We start from the raw sequence: 24,678 nt of genomic DNA, 5'->3' as shown, positions 1-24,678 counted from the left end.
TTCACCGGACATGCGCCTGCTCGGCGCGTTGGGCTCCGAGAGCTCGTCGACGCGACTCCAGGCGGCCCTGGCAGCCGGTACGCACCCGGACGTCGGATTCGTCGACGCGCTCGTGGCGCGGTGCGCGGTCGAGCCGGACTTCTTCGTGCGAGACATGCTGACCTGGGCGTTGACCCGCTTGCCACCGGAGAGCACGGTGCCCGCGCTTCTGGCGGAACTCGGATCCGAGGTCGCCCAGGCCCGCAGTCAGGCGTTGCACACGCTGTCCAAGGTCAGGGACAGCACCACTTGGCCCGCGATCACCCTGTCGCTGCTGCACGACGCCGACGACGAGGTCGCGCGCAGTGCGTGGCGGGCCGCCGTCGTCCTCGTCCCCGACGGGGAGCGGAATCGGCTGGCCGGAGACCTGGCCGCTCAACTCGGCCGCGGCGACCGGAAAATGCGGCTGAGTCTCAGCAGGGCACTCGTCACGCTCGGGGACGAGATCGAGCCTGCCTTGCGGACGGGCCTGGCGAGCGCCGACCCGGAGGTGCGCGCGCACGCTCGCGCAACGGAGCGGCTCCTGCGCGACCCGGACGCCGATTTCGACCCTGCCGTCGACGAGGCGAAACGGATCGCCGCGCTCGGCCCGGAACGAACCAGGGAACATGATGCTGATCGGTGAGGTGGCGCGCCGCTCGGGGGTGAGCAGCCGGATGCTCCGGCACTACGACTCCCTCGGGCTGGTGCGGCCGACGGGCCGCACCGTCAGCGGCTACCGCGAGTACTCCGACGAGGACATCCGCCGGATCTTCCATGTGGAGAGCCTGCGGTCCCTCGGCTTGTCGCTGCGCCAGATCGGCCGTGCTCTGGAGGATCCCGCCTTCGAGCCGTCCGATCTGGTCGGCGACCTCATCCGGCGGACCGAGGAGCGCCTGCAGCGGGAACAGGAGCTGCTCGACCGGCTGCGTGCGGTCGATGCCTCGGCCCCCTTCGGCTGGGAGGGAGTCCTGCGCATCGTCGAGCTCCTGCACGGACTCAACTCGCCACATGCCGCACGACGGCAGCAGACCGTCCTGGCCCCGACCGAAGACGCGCCGGTACCCACCGAACTGCTGGCCGGGGCGGTCCTCGCCGAAGCCGATCCGAACGTCGCCGGAGCCCTGCGGTGGGCTCTCGCGAGGGCGGGCGGCGACGGTGTGGCGAGCCTGGCGTCCGGCGCGCGTTCAGAGAACGTCGACATCCGGCGTCGCGCGGTCCACGCGCTCGCCGGGATGCCCGGTGACGAGGCGACTTCGGCACTGACGGAGGCGCTCGGCGACCCGGACGCGACGGTCCGCGGCCGTGCCGCGCTGGCCGTGGGTTCGCGTGGCCGGATCGCGGCCGTGCCGGCGCTCGTCCGCATGGTGGTCGAGGGTACGACCGACGTCGAGGCGGCCGAGGTCCTCGGAACCCTGGCACGGGACGCCGGGTGCGCGGACCGGATCATGAGCGAGCTGACCGGCGAGCTCGCCGCACCCGCCGCGGACCCCGCGACGCGGATGCGACTCACCCAGGCCTTCGCCGAGATGCCGCCCGCCCTCGCGCAGAGTGTCCTGCGAGACCTGGCCGAAGACGACGATCGCGCCGTCGCCCTCCTCGCTTCGGCCCTCACGGGAGTGCTCGGACGTCGCGAGTGAGGTGCCCCATGCGGCGGAGTCCGGCCATCGCCCGCAAAGCCGACCGAAATATGTCGTGACAGGTCACCTCACGCTCTTTCGCAAATTCGATCACGATATCAATGGTTCTCGAACTTTTGTTTGCGTATTGTCGTGGCCATGACCACAACTCTCGCTTTTAATCCGAAAGCCGCTCGCTTTCTTGACGCCGCGCTCGACGAAGAGATTCTGCTTCGCCAGGCGCAGGGGCGTCAGGTGCGCGCGTTAGCCGAATTCGCCGCTGTCGGTGGTTCGCGAAGATCGGTGACCGAGGAAGTCGCCTTGCGCTTCTCGGTCACCCGCAATCACGCGAGCCTGCTCGTCGAAACCTCCTGCGCTCTGGTCGCCCGCCTGCCGAACACGCTGGCGGCGCTGGATCGTGGCGATATCGACCTGTACAAGGCTTCCAAGGTCATGCAACTGACCCGGGACGTGCCGGACGGAGTCGCTGCCCAGGTCGATGCCTGGCTGGCCGGGCGTCTCGCTGATCGCGATCCCGGCGCGATCCGGGGTTCGGTGAGCTACGCAGTGCAGAAGTTCGACCCCGACGGATATCGCGAACGGGCCGCCAAGAAGCGCGCTCTGCGGCATATCTCGTTGGAACACAAGGACGAGACCATGTCCACGCTCTCCGGCCATCTCCCCACGGAGATCGCCGGTTCCATCTACGCCTCAATGAGCCGGGCCGCCCGAACCCGGCGGAACAAGGACAAATACCGGACCCTCGACCAGCATCGCGCCGATATCTTCGCCGAACGCCTGCTGGCCGAAGACGGCCACGGGAAGCCCCGGGCACACATCCATGTCTACGTCGACTACTTGACACTCATCGGCGCGCGCAAGGATCCGGCGACGCTCGCCGGCTACGGGCCAATCCCCGATTGGCTGGCCCGCGAGATCGCGTCCGACCCCGATTCGACCTGGTCGCGGCTGATCACCAACCCCGCGACCGGCCAATTGCTCGAAGCCGGCGCCGACAAATATCGGGCACCAGCCTCGTTGGCACGGTTGATCATGGCCAGGGACCGTGAGTGCACCCAGCCGGGCTGCCACGTGCCTGCGGAGTTCTCCGAGATCGACCACATCATCCCCCGGGCCCGCGACGGCAAGACCGACCACCACAACTGCCACATGCACTGCAAGGGCCACAACCTGCTTCGCGAGGAACCCGGCTGGTCGGCCGAACCCACCGGCAACGGCGGCATGATCATCACCACGCCGAGCGGTGATACCTACGAGACAGCCCCAGAGCCGTTCCACGACCCTCGCACGGATCCCGAGGAGGAGACACCCTCGTCCTGAGCACGGGAACCGGCAGCCACGGTGGACGCCCGTCCGCTCATCCTTTCGCGGGTAGACGCCCGACGGCGGGGCGCGTAGGAACGAAGAATGGCTGAGGAAAGGTCCAGACGAGTTTTCCTGTCCACGTCCGCCGCACTCTCATCGGTCGCACTTTCGTCGGCAGCAGTGTCGTCGGCAGCACTGTCGGCGGTCACTTTCACCGGAGTCCCGGCCGGCGCCGAAGAACTGGGCGATCGAGGCCCTGGAGAAAACCTCTCACCACAACGGCCCGACGCAGAACTACGGACGATTCTGCGGGAAATAGACGAACACCGAATCGAGGCCACCGTACGCCGGCTCGCCGCCTTCGGGACGAGGCATACGTTGTCCTCACAGACCGATCCCGTCCGGGGAATCGGTGCCGCCCGAGACTGGATCTTCGCGGAGATGAGGAGATCCGCCGACAAGTCGGCCGGCCGGATGAACGTCGAGTTGCAGTCTTACGTGCAGCCGCCCGCACCGCCCCGGATCCCGGTCGCCACCACGATCACCAACGTCGTCGCCACTCTGCGCGGATCCAGCACGCCCGAACGGGTCTACGTCGTGTCAGGCCACTACGACTCGCGCTGTTCGGATCCGCTCGACGCGACAAAGGACGCTCCGGGCGCCGACGACGACGCCTCCGGAGTGGCCGTCGCGATGGAACTCGCCCGGGTGCTGGCCAGTCGCCACCCGGCCGCGACCATCGTGTTCGCGGCGGTCGCGGGCGAAGAACAAGGTTTGTTCGGCGCACGGCACATGGCCACGCAGTACAAGGCAGCGGGCACGAACGTCCAGGCGATGTTCACCAACGACATCGTCGGGTCGAGCAGGGCGGACGACGGGACCCGGGACCCGCGCACGATCCGGTTGTTCGCCGAGGGTGTGCCGACGTCGGAGACCCCGGCACAGGCCGACATCCGGCGCGCGGTCGGCGGCGAGAACGATTCGCCTTCCCGCCAGCTGGCCCGGTTCGTGCGGTCGGTCGCGGAGAACGACGCGACAGGCATGTCCGTACGGGTGATCTACCGGCGCGACCGCTATCTCCGGGGCGGCGACCACATCCCGTTCCTGGAGCAGGGGTATCCGGCCGCGCGGTTCACCGAACCGCACGAGGACTACGCGCACCAGCACCAAGACGTCCGGGTGGAGAACGACAAGCAGTTCGGCGACCTGCAGGAGTTCTGCGACTTCCCGTTCATCGCCAGGGTCGCACGGGTGAACGCCGCCACGCTGTGGTCACTGGCGACCGCACCCGGCGCCCCCGAGGAGGTCCGGATCCGCACGAATCAGCTGACGAACGCCACGGATCTGGTGTGGCGGCACGGAACCGACCCGGATCTCGCCGGCTACGAGGTGGTCTGGCGGGAGACGACGGAGGCCGAATGGACGCACGCGATCAGGGTCGGAGACACGACCGAGGCTAAGGTGGATCTGTCGAAGGACAACGTGTTCTTCGGTGTCCGCGCGGTCGGGAAGAACGGCCGCCGCGGTCCGGTCGCGTTTCCGACACCTTTGAGCTGATGCCACGATGACAGTCACACCCGGCGACCTCGACGCGGCGATGACGAGTGTCGTCGACGGACTACGTCAGGCGTCGGGTCGTGACTGGTCGGCGGCGCCTGGCACCGGCGAACTCAACGCCTGGCGAACGGCCGAGCACCTCGGCGACTGCCTCATCTCCTACGCGGGACTGCTGATCGCACGGCCGTCGACACCGCGTTTCGTCTGCTTCGAATCCGTCGCCGATCAAGCCGCGAAGCCGTCGGAACTGCTGGAGTTCATCACGGTCGGCTGCGGCATTTTGAGCGCCACCCTCCGCACGGCGGCCCCGGACGTGCGCGCCTTCCACCCGAGTGGGCACGCCGACATCGAGGGCTTCGCTGGGATGGGCTGTGTCGAGGCCCTGGTCCACGGCGAGGACATGGCCAGGGGGCTCGGCGTCACCCTCGATCCGCCACGTGACGTCTGTTCGCGAGTGCTCGCGCGGATGTTCCCGGAGGTCGACGCCGACGACGTCGACCCCTGGACGGCGTTGCTGTGGGCGACGGACCGGACGGAACTTCCCGGACGGCCCTCCCGCACCGGCTGGCAGTGGCGAGGTGCACCCCTGGACGATCGAACAGCCGGCTAGCCGAGCAACCGGCGGATGTGCGCGGCGGCGGCACTGAATTCGGGCCGCGCGAGCGTCTCCGAATATTCCCGTTCCTCCGGCAGGTCCACCGGGATCAGTTCTCGCACCGCCCCCGGCCTGGCCGTCATCACCACCACGCGGTTCGACAGGTAGACAGCTTCGGCTATGGAGTGCGTGACGAGCAGGACGGTGGTGCCCGTTTCGCCCCAGATCCGTCGCAGTTCGACGTTCATCTGCTCGCGGGTGAGCGCGTCCAGCGCGCCGAACGGCTCGTCCATCAGCAGTACCCGCGGCCGGTGCAGCAGCGCGCGGCACAACGCGACCCGCTGCTGCATCCCTCCCGAGAGTTCGTGCGGCAAAGCGTCCTCGAAGCCGGTGAGTCCGGTCATGGCGATGAGTTCGTCGGTCCGGCGGGCCGCCTCGGCGCCGTCCATCCCGCGCATCTCCGCCTGCAGCAGGATGTTGCGCCGGACCGAACGCCACTCCAGCAGTGCCGCGCGCTGGAAGACGTAGCCGATGTCGTGCCGCGGCCCGGTGACCGGTTCGCCGAGCAGCTTCACCGCGCCCGAAGACGGTTTGAGCAGACCGGAAACGAGCTTCAGCAGCGTCGACTTCCCGCAGCCCGAAGGCCCCACGATCGAGACGAACTCGCCGGGCTCGATCGTCAGCGAAACCCCGCTGATCGCCGTGACGTCGATTTTCTTGGACCGGAAGCGCACGGCGGCGGAGTCGAGCTCGACCGCGGCCGTCCTGAGTGTCACAGTCATCGCTTGGGTGCCACGCTTTCTTCCCAGTACACGCCCGGTTCCCGCGCCTTGGTGATCACGCCGGTCCGCAGGAACGTGTCGATCGTCGCCTTCCAGTCCGCGGCCGAGTTCACGCCCGGCCCGGAACCCTTGGTCGCGTCGGTGTGCAACAACGTCACCGTGGTCTTGAACTGCTCCAGCAGTACGGCGGGCGACGGCAGCTGCTGCGACGCTCCCTTCATCGTGTCGACGGCGGCTTGCGGATCCTTCTCCGCGGCCGACCATGCTTCCGCTGTGGCGGCGACCATGCGCTTCACCAGGTCCGGATCCTTGGTGAGGGTGCTCCCCGAGGTGACCAGGCCGTTGCTGTAGTAGTTCAGCCCGAATTCGGAGAACCGCAGATAGGACACCGGTTTCCCGGCCTTCTCCTGGATCGTCGGCCCCTGGTCGGAGGCGAAGCCGAGCAGGATGTCGACGCGCCCGGAGAGGACAGCGGCCATCTTGCCCGCCGGGTCGATGTTCTGGATCTCGACGTCGGTCTCAGCCATGCCGTTCTGCTTGAGGAAGGCGGGGAACGTCTTCGTCAGCGCGTCACCGGCGGTGGTGGCGACCTTGCGTCCCTTGAGGTCCTGCGGCTTGGTGATGTTCTTGTCCTGGAAGAACTGGACCGACGCGGGAGTGGTCTGCAGGAACACGCCGACGCTCTTCACCGCCACACCCTGTTCGACGGCGACGGCCAGCGCGGACGTGTCGGCCCAACCGAAGTCCGTCTGGCCGGCGGCGGTCGCCTGCACTGTCTTGCCGGAGCCTTGTCCGGCCTGGATCTTCAGGTCGATCCCGTGTTTGGCGAAGATCCCTTGTTCGACGCCGTAGTAGAAGGGCGCGTGTTCGCCGTACGGGTACCAGTTGAGGGTCAGGGTCACCGCCTTGGTGTCCGAACCGGTCCCGCTTCCCCCACCGCAGGCGGCGATCACCAAGGTCGCGGCGAGCAGGACGGCGAGTATCGCTGGTTTCCTCATCGCAACCCCTTGCTAGCTGGTGGTGACGGCCTCGGCCCGGCGGCTCGCGTGCCACGGCAGCACGAGACGTTCGGCGATTTCGAGCAGGACGAACAGGACGACGCCGACGACGGACATCACGATCAGCCCGGCGAACAGCATCGGGGTGTCGAGGTTTCCGTTGGCCTGCAGGATCAGGTAACCGAGTCCTTCGTTGGCGCCGACGAACTCGCCGACCACCGCACCGGTGACGGCCAGCGTCACGGCGACCTTGAGCCCCGCGAACAGCTGCGGCAGCGAGGCGGGGAACCGGATCTTCCAGAACGTCTTGAGCGGACCGCCGCCCATCACCGACGCGAGCTGCAGCATCTCCGGGTCGACCGATTTCAGCCCGGTGACCATCGAGATCACCACCGGGAAGAACGCGATGAGCACCGCGACGAGGATCTTCGGCTCCAGCCCGAACCCGAGCCACACCACGAACAGCGGCGCGATCGCGATCTTGGGGATGACCTGCGCGAACAGCAGTACCGGGTAGACCGTCCGCTCCACGGTGGCCGACGACACCAGCGCCACCGCGGTGAGCACGCCGACGAGCGCGGCGAGCACGAAGCCCAGCACCGTCTCGTAGGTGGTGACCCAGGTGTGCTGCCACAGATACGGCCACTGCCCGATCAGGACGTCCAACGTGGCCGCGGGCGAAGGCACCAGGTACGGCTCGATGAGCCCGGTGGTGGCCGTCACCAGCTGCCAGAGGAGCACCAAGACGGCGAGCAAGGCCACCGGCCGCCATGTCCGTTCGAGCAGGCCTTCGGCCGCCGTGTCCCGGCGAGTGATCTTCATCGAACCTCCCGCACCGACCCCAGTGATGAAAACGCTTTCTGAAAGCGCTTTCTGGCGTACCGTAGAATCCGCAGGCCACAGGGGTCAAGGGGGAGGAACACGAATGGTCCAACAGGCCCAGAGCACCCTCGGTGACGTCGCGAAGGCGGCCGGGGTCTCGCTCGCGACCGCGTCCAGAGTGCTCAACGGCACCGCGAGCGTCGGCCCGGCACTGCGCGACAGGGTCGAGCGGGCGGCCGAACGGCTGGCCTACTCCCCCAACGCGCACGCGCAGGCACTGGCCCGTTCGACCAGCCGGACGGTCGGGGTGATCTGCCACGACGTCGGCGACCCGTACTTCGCCGGTATCGCGCGCGGGGTGATGCGCGCGGCGAACCGCCACGATCTCCAGGTCGTCCTCGGCAGCACGTTCCGCGACCCGGACCGTGAGGTCGCCTACACCTCGATGATGCGCGGGCACCGCGTGCGGGCGATGTTGCTGATCGGTTCCGGCTTCGAAGACCGGGAGCGCCAGGAGGGCCTGCGCCGTGAGCTGGACCGCTATCGCGCCACCGGCGGACGGGTCGCGGTGATCAGCAGGCACCGCGGCCTGCGGGCCGACGCGGTCCTGCCGGAGAACCGGGAAGGCGCCGCCGACCTGGCGCGGGCCCTGCTCGGGCTCGGGCACCGCCGGTTCGCCGTGCTGTCCGGTCCTCCGCTGCTCACCACGGTCGTCGACCGCGTCGGCGGCTTCCTCGAAGCCCTCGCCGACGCGGGTGTCTCGGTGGAGCGCGAAGACATCGTCGAAGCACCCTTCACCCGCGACGGGGGTTACGAGGCAGCTCAGCGGCTCATCGGCCGAGGCCTGCGCGCGACGTGCGTCTTCGCCTCGACCGACGTGATGGCCGCGGGCGCGCTCGCCGCCCTGCGCGACCACGGCATCGGCGTACCCGGTGACGTCTCGCTCGCCGGGTTCGACGACATCCCGACGATCCGTGACCTGACCCCGCCGCTGACCACGGTCGCGCTGCCACTGGAAGACCTCGGCGAACGGGTGCTGGAGCTGGCGATGCTACCGGACCGCGCCGGCCGGGCCCGGATCGAGCGGGTCCGCGGCCACGTCGTCCTGCGTGAAAGCACCGCACGCCTGCCAGGCGGTTCCTGACGGTCACCGGTGCCCTGCGAGGAGTACGTGGGTACGGCCGATCGGCGCAACTTGGCCGTTGAAACGTTTGTCACGACGGAATCCGGGAACTTTCGCGGCATGTCCAGATGGCGAACCACCAGTAGGAGCAACACGGCCGTGCGGGTCATCACCGGCATCGGCGCGCTGTTCGCTTTCATCGAGCTGCTGTACATGGTCATGGTGCTCGCGGGAGCCAACGCGGGCAACGGTTTCTTCATCTTCATCCAGGCGCTGGCCAAGCCGTTGGCGTTGTTCTGGCCGGGACTCTTCCCGGTGAGTGACCCTAATCTCGCGGTCATCCTCGACTACGGCCTGGCCGCGGCGTTCTGGGTGATCCTGGCGGGCGTGATCGCCCGTTTCGCCGCCCGCTGACCCCCTGCGGCGGCATTCGGCGTCCCGTTCGGCGACACTGGACGGATGAGCGACGGCAGATGGTTCGAGCTGAACCCCCTTCCCGAGCTGTTCGGCCTGGCCGCCGCCGGGCGGGCGCTGTTGCCGAATGTGCCCGTGACCCCGGCCGCCGTGCTGAAGACCGTGACCGAACAGCTGGTCGGGCGAAGGCTGACCACCAAAGTGGACGGGCAGGACGTCGGGCTCACCCTGACCGGGCTCGACTACCAGGCCGACAGCCTCAGCCTGGCCGCCACCGGCCGGATCGGCGACGTCCGCATCGTCGTCGAGGACGTCGACTGGCCGGAAACCCCGCTGAGGCGCATCACCGTCCTGGCGTCGAACGTCCGGCTCCGCTCGCTCCCGTCCCCGGCCGCCATCCCCGAACAGGTGAAGATGGCGATCCGGGTGTCCCCCGAAGTTCTTCAGGCGCGCGTGGCCGAGGCCCGACCGGGCATCATCGTGACCCCCGGCGACGACGGGCATTTCCACATCCGCTGGGAAAGGCGGCCCCGCTGGGGACATCTGGCACTGGAGTCCACTGTGGAGGACGACGCCGTCGTGCTCCGGCCGATGTCCGTCCACATCGGACGGCGACGGTTCGGGCCCCCGGCGAGGCTCAAGCCGATCGTGCTACCCCTGCCGGAACTCCCGCAGGGGATCCGGCTCACCGCGGTCGAGGCGCACGACGGGCACCTGGTCCTGCACACGCTGGCGGAGGAATGGCCGGAGAAGCTGTCCACGATCCCGCTCGGCGACCTGCTGGGCTGGGTGACGACGGCGGTGACCACGCTGACCCTGCCGCGGCTCGGCGCCCGATAGCCACGCGCGTGACCATCGGCCGCCGACCGGATCAGCTGTGCAGGCGTCCCTCCGCGACACGCACCGGAGGCGCGACAGACGCGGCCGCGACTCTTTCAGCCTGTGCTCCGGCGGAGGACCGCACGAGCCCGGCAGACTTGCCGCGCACCTTCTTCTTCTCGTCCGACGTCATCTTCTTGCCGACCGTTCTGGTCTGGCCCACCACGCCCGGGGCCGGGCCTTCACCGCTGAAGTTCCAGACGTACCACTGGTTGTGGCCCCACCTGCGCTTGTCGTACCACATGTCATAGGAGCCGTCGGCCACCCGCATCACCGGTGAGCGGTCCAGGCCCGCCCAGTAGCCGGGGTTCACCTCGATCCGGGTCTCGACGTTTTCGCTGGTTTCCCAGCCCCATTCCTGGCCCCACGTGCGTTTGTACGCGACCGACCAGTCGACGAGGAATTCGAAGCCCGCGCTCACGCTGATCTCGTTCGACACCGTGTTCTTCCCGCTGCGGGTGTCGCGTTTGCCGATCACCTGGGTGATCTTGTTGGCGCTGCAGTTGTACACCGTGTCGACGCGGCCCCAGCTGCCGTAGAAGTCCTGTCCGCGCTGGTCGACGTGGGCGTTGCAGTTCTTGGTGGCGCGACCGCAGTCCTTGAGCAGTTCGGCGCGGGAAGGTCCGCGCGAATACACCACCGAGCTGCCGCGGTCGTTCATGTTCGACCCGTAGTTGCCGCTGTCGTTGGCGTACCACTCCTGGGAGCCGCCTTGGTATTCGGCGTGCTCGTACATCGTGATGTAGCAGTTCTGGAAGGTCTGGAACGAGGAGATCTTGTCGTTCCAGTCGCCGAGGAAGCCGATGGTCTGGTTGGTCCCCTCGACGCACGGCGAACCGGTGACGGCGACGCTCGCGCCGCCGAAGTTCGCGTGTTCGTACAGCACGCTGATCACCGTGGCGGAGGCGCCGACTTTACCGGCCGACGCCGCGGCGAGGGATTCGCCGACGCTGTCGAAGCACCGGATCGTTCCGGTCGCCGTGTCGGCGACGCAATGGTCGCCGCGCTGCTCGGCGTTGGCCGGGACACCGCCGGCGAGGCACACCATGACCGCGGCCAGTACGGCCGCCCCGAGTCTGGATCTACGCACGTCTGAACTCCCTGGGAGAGACGGAACGCCGACCACGACCGGATCGGCGTCACGCAGTCCACCACGGGGAAATCGGCTTGCCCATGCAGAACAACCGGCAGACTGTTCTGCCGCTGACCGGTGACCGGGACCGCCTCAGGCCTTGCCGCGCTCGCGCAGGTATCGCGTGTGGTCGGCCTGCTGGTGGACGTCGCCCGCGTAGAACCGTTCCGCGATGCGATGCGCCTCGGTCTCCAACAGTTCGACTTGCGCGAGGAGTTCGTCGGACGCGCTCGGCTCGCCGCTCGCCCGCCGTTTGGCGGCGAACCACCACGGCAGGTTGAGGTAGGTCTGCACCGACAGCGGCAGATCCGTCCGCGCCAGCCGGGTGATCTCGTGCTGGACGTCAGTGTTGCCCGACAGTCGCTCCGGCCACGACAACATGTCGTCGAGGATTCCGGCGACCCGCCGCACACCGTCCACAGAGGACTCCGGCATCCGCTGCGCCTGCGCGGTCACCTTGCCCACCAGTGCTTCGAGGTCCGCGCGCAGCTGCCCGGCCTCGGCGACGACGTCCACCGGCACCAGCCGGACCCGCTCGGGCGGCGCGACCAGGGCGAACACCGCGTACAGCCCGGCGACCACCACCGGCCACAGCCCGCCGACAACGCCGGTCAGGTACAGCGCGAGCCCGATCAGCCCGCCGACGCAGCCGGCGAGGTTCTTCGTGGAGCCGAGATACTTGATCATTGGTAGCCGCGGATTTCCTGGAACACCTTGGGCAGTACGTCGCCTCGCGCGTCGAACACGTTGCCGCCGCTGCGTTTCGCGACCTCGCCGAGTTCGGCGGAATCGCCCTCGCCGAAGATCACGGTGAAGACCGGGATCTGCCGCATCGCCTCCGTCATCGACGGGAACTTCCGCTGGAAGTCCTGGAAAGTGGAACCGCTCGCGTTCTCCCCGTCGGTCATCAGCACGATCGAGGTGAACCGATCCGGGTCGCGCGCGACCAACGGGCCCATGATGTCGTACGCGCGCTGCAGACTGTCGTAGATCGCCGTGCCGCCGTTCGCGTCGAGATCTTCGGCGAAGTGCTTGATCTTGTCCAAGGCGGGCTGCGGATCGCCTTCCGGCACCACGAACGTCTCCGGACTGCCGGGCACGGTGTCGAACGGCAGCATCGTGACCTCTTCGCGGCTGCGGAACCGGCGGTACCGGCCGGTCAAGGAACCGTCGGCGCCGGTCAGTCCGATCAGCGCGGTGCGCAGCGAGTCGATTCTGTCGCCCGCCATGGAACCGGAGGTGTCGAGCACGTACAGCGTCCGCGACGGACGCCGGATCTTGTCGAAGTAGGCACCCAGCAGCGCGTCCACGGCCTGCTGCGTCGCGGGAAACGGCAGCTCCACCAAGTCTTTCTGGGCGAATTGCTGTCCCAATTGGACACCCGGGACGACCGGGCGGCGTTGCGTGGTCTCCATGATCTTGCGCTGCGTGTCCGGCGTGCGCAGCCGCTCGGCCAGCTTGCGGTGCGCGTCCCGCGCGTCGGAGTTCGCGCTCTGTAACAACGTCAGCGGATAGTCCGCGGTGACGACACCGTCGGAGGGGTACACCAGCGTCAGCGGTTCGGGAAGCTTCCCGCTCGCGTTCATCGACAGCAGGACGGACTCGTAGTTGATCAGTCCGTCGACCTTCTTGCCGGGATCCTGACCGCTCGCCCGCCGCTGGTAGGCGTCGGAAAGCCAGCCGGACGAGCCCGCCGACATCGCCTGCGCGCTGAAGAACTCGGTCAGTTTCGGTGTGACGGAAGCGATCTGCTGCGCGTCGATGGCGTTGCCCGCGCCCGCGAGCGCCGACGCGACCCCGACGAGCGCCGAGAACCCGGAGTTCGACGCCGACGGGTCGGTCATGCCGTAGGTGAACGCCTTCTTCCCGGCCTGCTCGGCGATCTCGCCCCAGCCGACCGGCCGCCCGGTCCAGCCGAGCCGCTGCGCCGCCGACGCGGACAGGCCGAGCACCACCGGCGAGCTCATGATCTTCACCTGTTCGCCCAGCCGTTTCGCCGCCTCCGGAACCGCGGCGGGGTAACGGTTCGACGAGAACCAGACGGCGTCGTACTGGCCGTCAACCTTCCCTCCTCCGAGCGACTCGGTGCCTTCCAGCGTCCCGGTGAACTGGAACTTGACCTTGACCCCGGTCGCGGCCGCCTCCTGCTCCAGCAGCGGCTGCATATCCGCCAGCTCGCTGCCCGCGAGCACCCGCAAGGTCCCCGGTTCGGCCTCCCCCAGGCCCCGCGTCCCGCCTTCGCTCGAACCGCAGGAAACCAGTGACAGCGCGCAAACCGCCGCCAGCGCGGCCATCATCCAACGTTTCACGATGCCCCCTCGGCCGTCGCCGTCTCGTGAGACCGGCGCAGATGGTCTTCGGCCCGCCGGATCTCCCCGGACAACGCCTCCACGGTCGCCGCCATCGTCGAGACGGCCCCCGCCTTGAACTCGTCGATCGCGTCGATGCTGCGATAGATCCGGTCGAACGACTCGCGGATCGTCGACACCGCCACCGCCGGATCGCTGCCCGCGCGCTGGATCTCGGCGCTGCGCAACTCCAGGATCTCGGCGTTCGCCCTGATCAGCCCGTCGGTGGTCGCCTGCACGGCCCGGACCTCGTCGAGGACGTCACGCTGGCCGGCGAGCGCGCCGCTCACCAGCAGCGCGACCCGCAGCGCCGCGACCGTGGTCGACACCGCCCGCTCGATCCCGCGGATCAGCTCGTCGTTGTTGCGCCGCACCAGGTCCAGCGTGAGATAGCCCTGCGCGCTCACCGCGAGCTGGGTCAGCAGGTCCTGATGCCGCTGCCGGATCGGATGCAGCGCGTCGGCCCGCAACGCCTTGGCCCGCGCGGGATCGGTGAAGTCGAAGATCCCCGCCTGGCGGTCGACAGCCGTGTCGACGGCTTCGGCGAACGCGGCCGCTTCCGACAGCTTCCCGAGCGTCCCCCACAGCCGTTCCCGCTCGCCCTTGAGCGCGGCGTTGTCGCGTCGCAGGACGTCCTGCCGCGCCCGCAGGTCCAGGACCAGCGCGTTCACCGGTTCGTTGGCCGCACGGTAGCGGTCCAGCGCCTTCTTCGCGCTGCCCGCGACCGGGATCAGCCCCATCAGCTTGCGGCCCGTGATCGGCAGTTTCGCCGGGTCGATCTCCGCGACGGTCCGCCGGAGCCCGGCCAGGCTCACGGTCGCCTGTTGTTGTGGTGACCCGATTTCCGCGAGCGCCCTGGTCGAACGGTCCAGCAGCGCCCCCGCGACGGTCGCCGCCGCGCGCATGTCCGACTCACCGACCGCGAGCAGTTCGTCCAGCACGCGGGTGAACTCGGGCGAGCGGACGTCGAGCGCTTCGAGTCGCTCGGCGAACCTCTCCGCGCGCCGCGCGACCTCGGCGTGGACCTCCGGCCCGAGGGTGACCAGGCCGGCCGCACGCTCGGCCGGGATCGCCTCCACCTGTTCGGGTGGAGTGAGCGTGAAATCGTCCATCAGTACTGCTTCTTGACCGCGTCGAGCAGGCGCTCGAGGGTTTCGTACGACGGCGGCTCGACGGCGTCCACCAGATCCGCGGGCACCGGCGCCTTGGCCGCGGCGACGACGTCGGCGAACAGCCGGGGGTCCCCGGTGCGGAAACCGAACGTGGCGGCGAGTTTCCCCAGCTCCGGATCGGTCGCCAGCAGCCTGCCCACCTGGTCGCCGTTCGGTTTCAGCGGGACGAGCGTGTGCTTGGAGTACACCGTCGGCGCCGTGTAGAGCAGGCGCATGTCCGGCCGGATCGAGCCGTCGGCGCGGACCAGCCTGTCGACGAACTGCGACTCGTAGATCAGCACCATCGGCGTCTTGCCCATCCCCGCGGCGAGGTAGTCCTCGAACGGGCCTTCGGTGCTGTTCTGCGTGTAGCCCTGGTCTATGAACAGCTTCGACACCCCGGGCAGCACCTTCGCCTCGGCCTCGGGCGTGCTGACCACGTTGTTCCCGTTGGCGACGAAGGAAACGATCGACAGGTACATCGCCGCCGAGTTCGATTCACGCGGGTCCGTGGTCGTGACCAGCACGTTCTTGCGAGCCGGGAAAGCGGTGTTGCCGGGAAGCTGGTCCCAGCGCGTTCCCTTCTGCGCCAGTTCGAGGTACTTCGCGACGTCGAGCACGTGGTAGTCCCCGGCGCCCTTGCGCACGATCCCGTTGGCGCTCAGGAGATTCACGATCGGCTCGAAGGTCGCGACCGCCATCGGCGACTGGAACGGCGTGTGCACGCCGGTCACCTTGTGGTCGCGCTGGATCCGCTGCGCGGCGGGCGACGAGGACGGGAACGCGAACTCGTACGCGCCGAGGTCCATGCTCGCGATCTGCCGCGACCCGGCGGTATCCACCTCGACCTTCAGGCCGTGCTTGGCGAACGCGTCCGCCACCCGCTTGTCGGAGAAGAAGGCCAGCTTCTCCGACCCGATGACCCCGCGCACCGTGGTCAGATCTGTTCCCCTCGCGGTGTTCTCGTCACCGCCCCGGCCCCAGACGATCACGGCGACCACGGCCAGCAGCAGCACCACTGCCAGGCCGATCGACAGACGGCGTTTCACCGGCCCACCCCCTCGTTCACAGGCTTGATCCTTCAGCCCGTTCGACTCTTTTGACGCGCGGGCGAGCCATTTCGAAGTGAACGATCGATGAACGTAAGAAGTCGTCAGTTTCTGGCGAACCGTTGGGGTAGAAGGAAAATCAGATCACGGACTGCTCCGAGACCGGCAGGCACACGGTGAACCGCGTATCGCCCGGCTCTGAGTCGACACGGAGGTCGCCTTGATGCCGTTCGACGACGATGCGCCAGGAGATGTCGAGGCCGAGCCCGGTCCCCTGCCCCACCGGCTTCGTGGTGAAGAACGGCTCGAAGATCCGCTGCCGCACCTCCGCCGGGATCCCCGGCCCGGTGTCGCCGATCTCGACATGCACGTGATCGTCCACACGGGACGTCCGCAAGGTCAGCGTGCCCTCGGATCCCATGGCGCCCAGCGCGTTGTCGATGACGTTCGTCCACACCTGGTTCAGCTCACCCGGGTACGCCGGGATCCTCGGCACCGTGTGGTCGTACTCCTTCACGACGCGGATGCCCGGCGCGATCTTGCCCGCCAGCATGACGAGCGTGGAGTCGAGCCCTTCGTGGACGTCGATCCACTGGTGCGGCGCGCGGTCCATCTGGGAGTACTGCTTGGCCTTGCCGACCAGCACCGAGATCCGGGTCGTCGAATCCTCGATCTCGCCCATCAGCATCTCGGTCTCGAGCGCGTACGCGAGCCAGCGGACGGCGCCGTCGATGAAGGTCTTCCCGACCGAGTCGAGCAGCCGGTCCAGATCAGGCACGGTCAGCCCGGCGCGGACGTAGATGTCGGCGAGGTCCCAGCCCTGGTCGATGCCGTGGTCGTCGAACCAGTCGCCGATCTCGTCCTCGCGGTCGGCCTGCTGCATCGCGGTCAGCTTCGGCGCCGAGGAGACCTGCTTGACCAGTTGTTCCTGGATCTCCAGCAACTGCTCCAGCAGCGTCGGGTCGACGTTCTTCTTCGCCAGCATCGCGAGTTTGTGCCGCATCCCGGCGACCCGTTCCCGCAGCGACGCCGTCGCGCGGACGGCGGCGGCGGCCGGGTTGTTGAGTTCGTGGGTCAGGCCGGCGGAAAGCTCCCCGAGCGCGAGTAAACGCCGTCGCGAACCGATCACCGTGTCACTGTTGCGCCAGCCGAGGTACATGCCCTCCAGCAGATGCGTCGCCATCGGGAACCAGCGGCGGAACTCTGTGGCGAACTCGGCAGCGGGCAGTGTCAGGAAGGTGAGGTCGCTGACAGCATGCACCGAAGCGCCGTAGGTGTGTTCGGTCTCCTGGTGCACGAAGAACTGCGTCGCACCGCAGTAGGCGCCGCGCTGGTCGGACCGGATCGTCTCGACCTCGGTGCCGCCGACGAGCCGCGTCATCCGCAGCGCGCCGGACAGCAGGAGGTAGAAGCAGGTGGCCGGTTCACCCTCGCGCATGACCGTGGTGCCGCCGGCGTACTGCTCCAGGACGGCGTGCTCGTCGATCCAGTCCAGCTGTTCTTCGCTGAGGTGCTCGAAGAGGAAGAGCCCGCGCATTTCTTCCCTGGGCAGGACGCTCATTGTTCCTCCAAGTACCGGTGAACGAGGGTGACCGCCATGGCGCCTTCGCCGACGGCCGAGGCGACGCGCTTCACCGACGCGGCCCGGACGTCGCCCGCCACGAACACGCCGGGAATGGACGACTCCAGGTAGTGCGGGTCGCGGTCCAGCGTCCAGCCCGGCGGTGGGCCGCCCTCGGTGAGCAGATCGGGGCCTGTCCGCACGAAACCGTGGTCGTCGCGCTGGATCTCCGTGCCGAGCCAGTCGGTGCGGGGCGCGGCGCCGATGAAGATGAACAGGTGCCCGGTCGGCACGGTCTCGGTGACGCCACCGTTCTCGCACAGGGTCAGTTGTTCGAGGTGGTCGTCGCCGTGTGCCTCGACCACCGTGGTGCGGGTGCGGACGTGGATGTTCCCGATCGCGGCGATCTGTTCGATCAGGTAATGCGACATCGACGCTTCGAGCGACTGGCCGCGGACGAGGATGGTGACGTCGGCGGCGTGTTTGGAGAAGAACACCGCCGCCTGGCCCGCCGAGTTCGCGCCGCCGACGATGTAGACGTGCTCGCCCTTGCACTCGGGCGCTTCGGTGGCGGCCGAGCCGTAGTACACGCCGCTGCCGGCGAGTTCGGCGACGCCGGGAGCCTCCAACGCGCGGTAGTTGACGCCGCTGGCGAGCACCACGGAATGCGCGGAGATCTCGGTCCCGTCGCCGAACAACACGACCCGCGCGGAACCGCGCGCCTCCAGGCCCACGACGTCGCGGGCGGTGAGCACCTCGGCGCCGAACTTGAGTGCCTGCCGCCGCGCGCGGTCGGTGAGCTGGGCGCCGGAAACGCCGTCCGGGAAGCCGAGGTAGTTCTCGATGCGGGAGCTGGTGCCTGCCTGCCCGCCGGTGGCCTTGCGCTCGACGATCACCGTCCGCAGGCCCTCCGACGCGCCGTACACGGCCGCCCCGAGCCCGGCCGGCCCGCCGCCGATGACGATCAGGTCGTAGAACTCCTGCGCGGGGCGCGTGGACAGGCCGACGGCGTCGGCGAGTTCGGGTCCGGACGGCTGGCGCAGCACCGTGCCGTCCGGCGTGACCAGCACCGGGATGTCCTGCGGCGCCGCGTCCGCCGCGTCGAGGATGCGGCGGCCCTCGTCGTCGTCGACGGAGTACCAGCGGTACGGCACGGCGTTGCGCGCCAGGAAGTCCCGCAGGTGGAACGACGGCGAGGAGTACCGGTGGCCGATGAGCTTGATCTCGTCGACCGGCCGCTCCCCCACCGCGCGCCAGGTCTCCACCAGCGCGTCGATGACCGGGTAGAGCTTCTCCTCCGGCGGGTCCCACGGCTTGAGGAGGTAGTGGTCGACGTCGACGACGTTGATCGCCTGGATCGCGGCGTCGGTGTCGGCGTAGGCGGTCAGCAGCGCGCGACGGGCGTTCGGGAACAGGTCCATCGCCTTCTCGAGGAAGACGATGCCGTCCATCTGCGGCATCCGGTAGTCGGCGAGGATCGCGGCCACGGCGTCGCCGCGCAGCTTGATCTCACGCAGGGCTTCGAGGGCGTCGGCACCGGAATCGGCCCGGATGATCCGATAGTCCTTCCCATACCGTTTGCGCAGGTCGCGGGCGACCGAACGGGACACGGCGGGATCGTCGTCGACGGTCAACAGGATCGGCTGGCTCACCGGTTCAGCCTAATCCCTATTACGTTCGGGTCGTGCTGACCGAAGCCGAAGAAGTGATCCACGCCCGTACCGTCGTCGCGGGTGAAGCGGGCGCGGCGGCGGGGCTCCCCGGCCGTTTCGAAGCCTGGCACGAAGACGGGCTGTTCGTGGCGCTGGCCACGGCTCCGGAGCTGCGGTTCCTGCGCACGATCTCCGGCGTCACCGAGGAGAACCTGCCGTCGGCCATCCGGCTCGCCGGCGCTTCGTGCTGGGACGGAGATCGGCCGACACTCGTGCTGCCACCGGACTTGAACCCGTCCGATCTCGTGCCCGCCGGAGTCCGCCCGATCGCGGTCCTCCCGCTCACCGACCTCGCGGCATCGGACACTGACGTCGACGACTCACCCGACATCGACGTGTTCCTCCGCGTCCTGCTCGACGGATACGAAAGCGGCGGCGCCGTGACGGAGTTCATCGCCGCCGAGCACTCCGATCACCGGGTCCGGCGGTCGCTGCTGGTCGAGGACGGCGTGCCGATCTCGGCGGCGGCCTTGAGCTCGCACGGGCCCGGCGTCCTCCTCGGCGGCTCGGCCACACCGCGGGCCCATCGTGGCAAAGGCACACAGGCCCGGCTGCTCCTCCACGGTCTGACCGCGGCCGCCCGCGAAGGGCACCGCTTCGCCGTCGCGACGGCGGTGGAGGGCTCGCCGAGCCTGTCGAACCTGCGCCGCTCCGGGGCTCAGGTCCACTTGCGACAAGCGTTCAGGCTTGAGTGAGCTTGCGCAGGCGGAAGGCCAGGACGAGCAGCATCACGCCGTACAGCAGGGCGTAGATCCCGACCAGCAGCGCGATCCCGTAGGCGCCGGCGATCGGGTTGATCACGATCACGATGCCCGCGATCAGCGAGAGGGCACCCGCCGCGATGAGGAAGGCTTCACCCTCGATCTGTTTGCGCAGCCGGATCGCGGCGACGATCTCGACGATGCCGGTGAAGATCGCCCAGAACCCGACGAGGAAGGCCAGCACCAGCACCGTGATCCCTGGCCAGAGCAGCACCAGGACACCGGCGGCGACACCGAGTACGCCGAGGACTCCGTAGGCGGCGCGATGGGCCGGATCGCCCGGCCGGAAAGCCTGCATCAGGCCGCCGACGCCGTCGATGATCGCGTAAATGCCGTAGATGATCGCGAGGGCCAGGACGGTGGCGCCGGGCCAGATGAGCGCGAGTATGCCGAACAGGATGGCGAAAGCGCCGCGGACGGCGGCCAGCGGCCAGGCAAGGCGGGGTTCGACGACGGTGAGACCGACGAGAGGCATTCTCCGGCTCCCTCTCTACGCGGACGGGGAACCCAGTATCGAAGCGCTGGAGGAAGAGCGCGCGGCACACCACCCATTCGGGCGGGGGGCTTTTCGCGGTGGGTGATAAAGGCCGGTGCGCGCCGCGACCGCCATCACGGCGCGCACCGGGGTCCATCAGGGATAGGTGACCAGGTTCGCCACGTTCGAACCCGAATTCGCCGGGCCGCCGCGGTCGTTGACGACCCGGGCGATGGTCCCGTTCCCGCCGAGGGAGACCGCGACCATGCTGCGGAACTTCACGTTCGGGTTGTTCGGCGCTTCGATCGCGCGATCCGCGACCACGCTCGGATTCACATTGAAGAAGCAGTAGCTGCCGAGCCCGTACGCCTCGTGGTTCGTCACCGGGTTCGCCACCTTGTAGGCCGCGTAACCCCGCGTCGAGCCGTTCATCCACGCGGCCTGATTCGGTGGGTCGTAAGGCATTTCGTTCTGGTAGAAGTACGTCCGGCCGCGGTTTCCGTTCCAGAGCGTCTGGTACTTCTGGTAATGCTCGACGAACAGGCCGTACATCGTCACGTCGTCGCCGTTCACGATCAGGCCGGTGTCGGCGGTGTTGGTGTTCCACCCGACGCCGCTGCCGTGGTCGGCACGCCAGATCCACAGGTGGTCGCCGATGACGTCGTCGCTGTTGACCACCAGGCTGTTCGTGGCCTTGCCGACACCCGCGCCGCCGATGCGGAAGAACACGTCGTGCAGCGAAGTCGGGTTGGCCGCGTGGTCCTGTGCGGAGTTGGCCGGGCCGACCTCCATCAACGTGTTCGAGTTCGTGGTGCCCGCGTCGATCAGCACACCGGCGACCTTGACGCCGTCGACGTCGGCCACCGTCATCGCGGTGATGCCGTTGTCCGGGATGAGCGTCGCCAGGCCGAGGCCGAGCACGACGGTGTCCGGCCGCGTCACGCGCAGCGTCTCGTTGAGGTGGTAGACGCCCGGGGTGATCAGGAGGTCCTTGCCTTCGGCGAGGGCCGCGTTGATCTGCGACGCCGTCGTCCCGGGCCTCGCGATGAAGAACCGGCTGATCGGCAGCGACGCTCCAGGCTGGTTCGCGCCCCACGTGATGCCCGAGGCGTTGGTGCGCGTGGAGGGCACGAAGACCTGGTACGCGCCCGCGTTGTCGACGTAGAGGAACGGCTTCTCCCGCACGACTGGCGTCGTGTTCACCGTGGTGTAGGGCGGATTCGGGAAACTGGTCGACGGCGCGCCGTTGACGCCGGCGAACACCATGTTCCAGTTCGAGCCGCTCCAGCTGCCGAACTGCGAGTTGCGCGAGATCCACTGCTGCTGCGAGCCGGACCGGACCTGGCCGTCGACCTTGACGTCGGACATCCAGCCGCCGCTGGACCAGCCGCCGTCGTCGAGCTGCAGGTTGCCGCGGACGTGCATGCGACGGTAGGGCGCGGCCTGAGCGATCGGTGCCGCCGTTGGGGTTCACGGACAGGTTTTCCGCGCCACGCCAGAAGTTCTGCGTCGCGTTGCCCTGGAACCAGTCGGCCTCCGCGTGCACCGCGCCGTTGATCGTCACGTTGTCCGGCGAGAGGCCGAGCCCGAGCACCTGCGTGTAGAACCCGACGTTGACGTCGACGTTGTACGAACCCGGCTTGAACAGCAGCGCCTTCCGGTTCGAGCCGAACTGGCTGGTCTCCTGCTGCGAAAACACGCTGTTGACCTGGGACTGGATCGCCGACTGCGACATGCCGGGGTCGAAGACGAGCACGTTCGGCCCGAGGTCGGGGTCGGCGGTGCCGGTGACCGGGGTGAGCTGGAAGGACTGGGCGCCGGACCCGTTGCAGGAGTACTGCTGCAGCTGGGTGCTGTCCTGCGTCGAAAGGCCCGGGAGGTCGAGGCACCTGCCGCTGTTGCGGCTCACGAAGTGATACGCCCCACCGCTTTCCTCGACGGGCTGCCACTGCTGGTTGTTCCCGCCGCCGTAGGCCCACAGGTGGATGAGCCCGCCGTCGGCCGTCGACACCTCGGCGACGTCCCACACCTGCGCCGGGTTGTTGCGCGTGTTGACCCGGTAGTAGCCGCCCGAGGTCGGCTGGAACTGCCATTGCTGGGAAAAGGTCTGGTTGCAGGCGTACTGCTGGACGACCGTCCCGTTGGCCGACCCGGCGGCACGCGCGTCCACGCATTTCCCGCTGGTGGCCGTCACCGTGTACCAGGTATCGGGAACGATGGCCGCCTGTGCCGCCGGAGCCACCACGATCAGTGCTCCGACCAGGGAAAACAGGGCTATCAGGGCTGCTCTGGCCCTCATCGGGACCTCCTCCGCGTCATTCGGGCAGGGCGAGCTGAGGCGGAGCCCAGTGGAGACGCGGCGTAGCGGGCGGGGACCTCGGCGTCACGATGGTCGAAAACGTAACGGCGGTCACACGCAGAGTCAATACACGGCTAAAAATAAGTCTCAAATATGCTGGTCAGCGCCGCTTTCGCTGATCGGGACCGCGTAGCGTGACCCCCGCGCGAACAGCCTCCACGGGCGGTGTAATGTATGGACACACGAGATGCGGAGTACAACTTCGCTCCGGGGCTATGGCGCAGCTGGTAGCGCACCTCACTGGCAGTGAGGGGGTCAGGGGTTCGAGTCCCCTTAGCTCCACAGTGACGAAACACCGCCCACCTGGCAGGTTTGCCGAGGTAGGGCGGTTTTTTCGTTCCGCCTCACTTTGAGAATTGGCGTGGTGAACTTCAGTTACCGTTCAGTAGCTGGAGCAAATCTGGAGCACGCCGTCCTACCCCATGCACGATGGGGTCACATCGTCTCCTCCAGCGAGGTAATCCGATCAGGCAGTTCCAGCCGGGGGCCACACAGCGTGCGGATCACCAGTTCAATGAGCTGCGGATTCCCTCGGATTACAAATCCCCACGGCAGCCGTGTCAGCGCGTGTCGCACCGTGCCATGCCGTGTCGGGCTCTGCTTCAGCAACGGAGCCCAACTGTAGACGTCGCGACATTCCGAATCCTGTCGAACTGGCTGAACGTGGCGAGCCACGTGCCCTGCACGACGTCCTCGGCCTCGTACTGGTGCAGCCGCTACTGCGGACGACATGCCCACCAGTGGCGCCAGGTCCTGGACCAGCCGGCCCAACGCATCCCGGTCACGTCGCGAGCGGCGTCGAGGCCCGCCGCGTGCTGGTCGGAACAATTTTCGGGGCCCGGAGACCGCCCGGGCACACGCCCCCGACAGAGAGCAGGACTGTGTCCATGTCAGCCGCCACGCGCCCCATGCCAGGCCAGGCACGCGTGCGGTGTTGGTCCGTAGTGGGACTCGCGGCGCCGCTCGCCGCAGGTATCCTCCCCTTCCCCCAGAGCTGCGGATCTCCGCGAGCCCTCAGCTGGAGCCGGTCGCGGCGAGGTCGCGGACCGAACGCAGAGCGAGTGGCAGGAGCGCGATGACGAAGTAGGCGATCCCGCCGATCAGCGCGACTTGTGGCATGCCCGCTGCCGACGCGATGGGTACCACCGCGAGCTGCCCGACGGGTATCGCGACGTAGGAGCCGCAGTCGTCATAGGACGTCACCCTCGAGATCATGGTGTTCGGGATGTTTCGCTGGCGCGCGGTGTCCCAGACGATGCCGAACAGCGCGGATCCCATCCCGGCGAGGAAGGTCGCGACTGCCAGCAGAACAAGGTTCGAGCCCGCGCCGAGCAGTACGAGCGGGACCGCGGTCGCCGACATGGCGACCAGGCCCTTCAGGAGCGGCCTCCGGACCGCGATCTTGATCATCATCAAGCTGGCGATCACCAGTCCCGCCGCCTTGACACTGGCGACCAGCCCCCAGCCTGTCGCGCCGATCGTCGTCGGGGCTATGGAGGGGCCCAGCACCTGCCAGACACCCATCTGAATCGCGTTCAGGAACGCGAAGGCCAGGGTGATCGACCAGATCCACGGCGTCGAGCTGAAATAGGTCCACCCTTCGCGCAGGTCTTGCAACAGGGTGGCCGAGGACGACTTCGCTTTTGTCGGCAGGACGACGCTGGTCATGCACGCCGCGGCGACGAGAAACGACGCGGCGTCCACCGCGATGGCCCATCCGCCGCCCACGAAGGCGACGAGAACACCGGCTGCCGAGGGACCCAGAATGCGAGCAGTATTTCGGGAGGCGCGATAGAGGTGACGCCCTGCGCCTGCGGGCCCTTCTGGCCCTGGCAGATCTCGAACTCCACACGTTGCCTTCATCCAGGGACTTGACGCCGCTCCGCTGGATCTCCGAGTAGTGCACGAACACGTCCGGCCCGCCACCGTCCTGCTCGATGAAGCCGAAGCCCTTCTCACTGTTGAGCCACTTCACACGGCCTTGAGCCATGCGCTGA

At 68.2% G+C, this 24,678-nt stretch carries 23 protein-coding genes, 1 tRNA gene and 2 pseudogenes; 11 read left to right on the top strand and 15 right to left on the bottom strand.

Annotation, left to right across the window (positions count from 1 at the left end; translation table 11 throughout):
- Positions 1–10: 10 nt before the first annotated feature.
- The 5 genes from ACFOSH_RS15555 (at position 11) to ACFOSH_RS15535 (ending at position 5,130) form a co-directional block, all read left to right on the top strand.
- Positions 11–664 carry a HEAT repeat domain-containing protein gene (locus tag ACFOSH_RS15555; protein WP_378239582.1) on the top strand — a complete coding sequence of 218 codons (654 nt, stop codon included), beginning with the start codon at positions 11–13 and terminating at the stop codon, positions 662–664.
- Entirely contained in the window at positions 651–1,658 is a 1,008-nt protein-coding gene (locus tag ACFOSH_RS15550; protein WP_378239662.1) for a MerR family transcriptional regulator, read from the top strand. The genes ACFOSH_RS15555 and ACFOSH_RS15550 overlap by 14 nt, the downstream gene beginning before the upstream one ends.
- 282 nt (positions 1,659–1,940) lie before the next feature.
- Positions 1,941–2,978, top strand: a complete 1,038-nt coding sequence (locus ACFOSH_RS15545) for an HNH endonuclease (RefSeq protein ID WP_378239661.1) — start codon at positions 1,941–1,943, stop codon at positions 2,976–2,978.
- A 426-nt stretch (positions 2,979–3,404) separates the two neighbouring features.
- Complete coding sequence (locus ACFOSH_RS15540) at positions 3,405–4,520, top strand: M28 family metallopeptidase (RefSeq protein ID WP_378239581.1); 1,116 nt, start codon at positions 3,405–3,407, stop codon at positions 4,518–4,520.
- Between the two features lie 7 nt (positions 4,521–4,527).
- On the top strand, positions 4,528–5,130 hold the full coding sequence (locus ACFOSH_RS15535; protein WP_378239580.1) for a hypothetical protein: 603 nt from the start codon (positions 4,528–4,530) through the stop codon (positions 5,128–5,130).
- On the opposite strand, the gene ACFOSH_RS15530 is transcribed toward ACFOSH_RS15535, so the two are convergent.
- Genes ACFOSH_RS15530 through ACFOSH_RS15520 form a run of 3 tightly spaced genes read right to left on the bottom strand, consistent with a single transcriptional unit; the run spans position 5,127 to position 7,717 of the window.
- Positions 5,127–5,897, bottom strand: a complete 771-nt coding sequence (locus ACFOSH_RS15530) for an ABC transporter ATP-binding protein (protein WP_378239579.1) — start codon at positions 5,895–5,897, stop codon at positions 5,127–5,129. The genes ACFOSH_RS15535 and ACFOSH_RS15530 overlap by 4 nt on opposite strands.
- The gene (locus ACFOSH_RS15525; RefSeq protein WP_378239578.1) at positions 5,894–6,895 is read right to left on the bottom strand and encodes an ABC transporter substrate-binding protein; all 1,002 of its coding nucleotides are present in this window, start codon (positions 6,893–6,895) and stop codon (positions 5,894–5,896) included. Before ACFOSH_RS15525 ends, ACFOSH_RS15530 begins: the two co-directional genes overlap by 4 nt.
- Positions 6,896–6,907: 12 nt before the next feature.
- Positions 6,908–7,717 carry an ABC transporter permease gene (locus ACFOSH_RS15520; protein ID WP_378239577.1) on the bottom strand — a complete coding sequence of 270 codons (810 nt, stop codon included), beginning with the start codon at positions 7,715–7,717 and terminating at the stop codon, positions 6,908–6,910.
- A 103-nt stretch (positions 7,718–7,820) separates the two neighbouring features.
- On the opposite strand from ACFOSH_RS15520, the gene ACFOSH_RS15515 reads away from it, so the two are divergent.
- The 3 genes from ACFOSH_RS15515 (at position 7,821) to ACFOSH_RS15505 (ending at position 10,094) form a co-directional block, all read left to right on the top strand.
- Entirely contained in the window at positions 7,821–8,861 is a 1,041-nt protein-coding gene (locus ACFOSH_RS15515) for a LacI family DNA-binding transcriptional regulator (protein WP_378239576.1), read from the top strand.
- Positions 8,862–8,999: 138 nt separating this feature from the next.
- A complete protein-coding gene (locus ACFOSH_RS15510) occupies positions 9,000–9,254 on the top strand; it encodes a hypothetical protein (protein WP_093932065.1) in 255 nt (84 codons plus the stop codon).
- Positions 9,255–9,299: 45 nt separating this feature from the next.
- Entirely contained in the window at positions 9,300–10,094 is a 795-nt protein-coding gene (locus tag ACFOSH_RS15505; RefSeq protein WP_378239574.1) for an LmeA family phospholipid-binding protein, read from the top strand.
- Between the two features lie 31 nt (positions 10,095–10,125).
- Here ACFOSH_RS15505 and ACFOSH_RS15500 read toward each other — a convergent pair whose 3' ends face one another.
- The 7 genes from ACFOSH_RS15500 to ACFOSH_RS15470 all read right to left on the bottom strand — a co-directional run bounded on the left by ACFOSH_RS15500 (position 10,126) and on the right by ACFOSH_RS15470 (position 19,026).
- The gene (locus tag ACFOSH_RS15500) at positions 10,126–11,223 is read right to left on the bottom strand and encodes a peptidase inhibitor family I36 protein (protein WP_378239573.1); all 1,098 of its coding nucleotides are present in this window, start codon (positions 11,221–11,223) and stop codon (positions 10,126–10,128) included.
- A 135-nt stretch (positions 11,224–11,358) separates the two neighbouring features.
- Complete coding sequence (locus ACFOSH_RS15495; protein WP_378239572.1) at positions 11,359–11,952, bottom strand: hypothetical protein; 594 nt, start codon at positions 11,950–11,952, stop codon at positions 11,359–11,361.
- Entirely contained in the window at positions 11,949–13,562 is a 1,614-nt protein-coding gene (locus ACFOSH_RS15490) for a VWA domain-containing protein (protein WP_378239660.1), read from the bottom strand. Before ACFOSH_RS15490 ends, ACFOSH_RS15495 begins: the two co-directional genes overlap by 4 nt.
- 8 nt (positions 13,563–13,570) lie before the next feature.
- On the bottom strand, positions 13,571–14,725 hold the full coding sequence (locus tag ACFOSH_RS15485; protein ID WP_378239571.1) for a toxic anion resistance protein: 1,155 nt from the start codon (positions 14,723–14,725) through the stop codon (positions 13,571–13,573).
- Positions 14,725–15,813: a hypothetical protein gene (locus tag ACFOSH_RS15480; protein ID WP_378239570.1), complete on the bottom strand. Its 1,089-nt coding sequence runs from the start codon at positions 15,811–15,813 to the stop codon at positions 14,725–14,727. The genes ACFOSH_RS15485 and ACFOSH_RS15480 overlap by 1 nt, the downstream gene beginning before the upstream one ends.
- Positions 15,814–15,952: 139 nt before the next feature.
- Positions 15,953–17,374 (bottom strand): ATP-binding protein, encoded by a 1,422-nt coding sequence (locus ACFOSH_RS15475; protein WP_378239569.1) that lies wholly within the window; start codon positions 17,372–17,374, stop codon positions 15,953–15,955.
- On the bottom strand, positions 17,371–19,026 hold the full coding sequence (locus ACFOSH_RS15470; RefSeq protein ID WP_378239568.1) for an FAD-dependent oxidoreductase: 1,656 nt from the start codon (positions 19,024–19,026) through the stop codon (positions 17,371–17,373). Before ACFOSH_RS15470 ends, ACFOSH_RS15475 begins: the two co-directional genes overlap by 4 nt.
- Before the next feature lie 32 nt (positions 19,027–19,058).
- Here ACFOSH_RS15470 and ACFOSH_RS15465 point away from each other — a divergent pair, with 32 nt between their 5' ends.
- Entirely contained in the window at positions 19,059–19,781 is a 723-nt protein-coding gene (locus tag ACFOSH_RS15465; protein WP_378239567.1) for a hypothetical protein, read from the top strand.
- Here the strand turns inward: ACFOSH_RS15465 and ACFOSH_RS15460 are convergent.
- Both ACFOSH_RS15460 and ACFOSH_RS45125 read right to left on the bottom strand, forming a co-directional pair.
- On the bottom strand, positions 19,768–20,322 hold the full coding sequence (locus tag ACFOSH_RS15460; RefSeq protein ID WP_378239566.1) for an HdeD family acid-resistance protein: 555 nt from the start codon (positions 20,320–20,322) through the stop codon (positions 19,768–19,770). The genes ACFOSH_RS15465 and ACFOSH_RS15460 overlap by 14 nt on opposite strands.
- 156 nt (positions 20,323–20,478) lie before the next feature.
- Complete coding sequence (locus tag ACFOSH_RS45125; RefSeq protein WP_449224185.1) at positions 20,479–21,747, bottom strand: coagulation factor 5/8 type domain-containing protein; 1,269 nt, start codon at positions 21,745–21,747, stop codon at positions 20,479–20,481.
- A gap of 188 nt (positions 21,748–21,935) precedes the next feature.
- Here ACFOSH_RS45125 and ACFOSH_RS45120 point away from each other — a divergent pair, with 188 nt between their 5' ends.
- Complete coding sequence (locus ACFOSH_RS45120; RefSeq protein WP_449224184.1) at positions 21,936–22,238, top strand: hypothetical protein; 303 nt, start codon at positions 21,936–21,938, stop codon at positions 22,236–22,238.
- Here ACFOSH_RS45120 and ACFOSH_RS45115 read toward each other — a convergent pair.
- Positions 22,166–22,621: pseudogene (locus tag ACFOSH_RS45115) on the bottom strand (RICIN domain-containing protein); the annotation flags it as partial. The gene ACFOSH_RS45120 and the pseudogene ACFOSH_RS45115 sit on opposite strands and share 73 nt — an antisense overlap.
- 269 nt (positions 22,622–22,890) lie before the next feature.
- Between ACFOSH_RS45115 and ACFOSH_RS15450 the strand changes: the two are divergent.
- Positions 22,891–22,963 (top strand) — tRNA-Ala (locus ACFOSH_RS15450).
- Positions 22,964–23,695: 732 nt separating this feature from the next.
- Here ACFOSH_RS15450 and ACFOSH_RS15445 read toward each other — a convergent pair.
- Both ACFOSH_RS15445 and ACFOSH_RS15440 read right to left on the bottom strand, forming a co-directional pair.
- Entirely contained in the window at positions 23,696–24,445 is a 750-nt protein-coding gene (locus ACFOSH_RS15445) for a hypothetical protein (protein ID WP_378239659.1), read from the bottom strand.
- Positions 24,446–24,471: 26 nt separating this feature from the next.
- Positions 24,472–24,671, bottom strand: a pseudogene (locus ACFOSH_RS15440) (cold-shock protein); the annotation flags it as partial.
- Positions 24,672–24,678: the final 7 nt, after the last annotated feature.

This window comes from Amycolatopsis speibonae, from assembly GCF_042647925.1.
In the GTDB taxonomy this organism is placed as follows: Bacteria; Actinomycetota; Actinomycetes; order Mycobacteriales; family Pseudonocardiaceae; genus Amycolatopsis; species Amycolatopsis speibonae.
The sequence above is the reverse complement of the archived record's forward strand: the minus strand, read 5'-3'. Positions and strand labels throughout refer to the sequence as shown.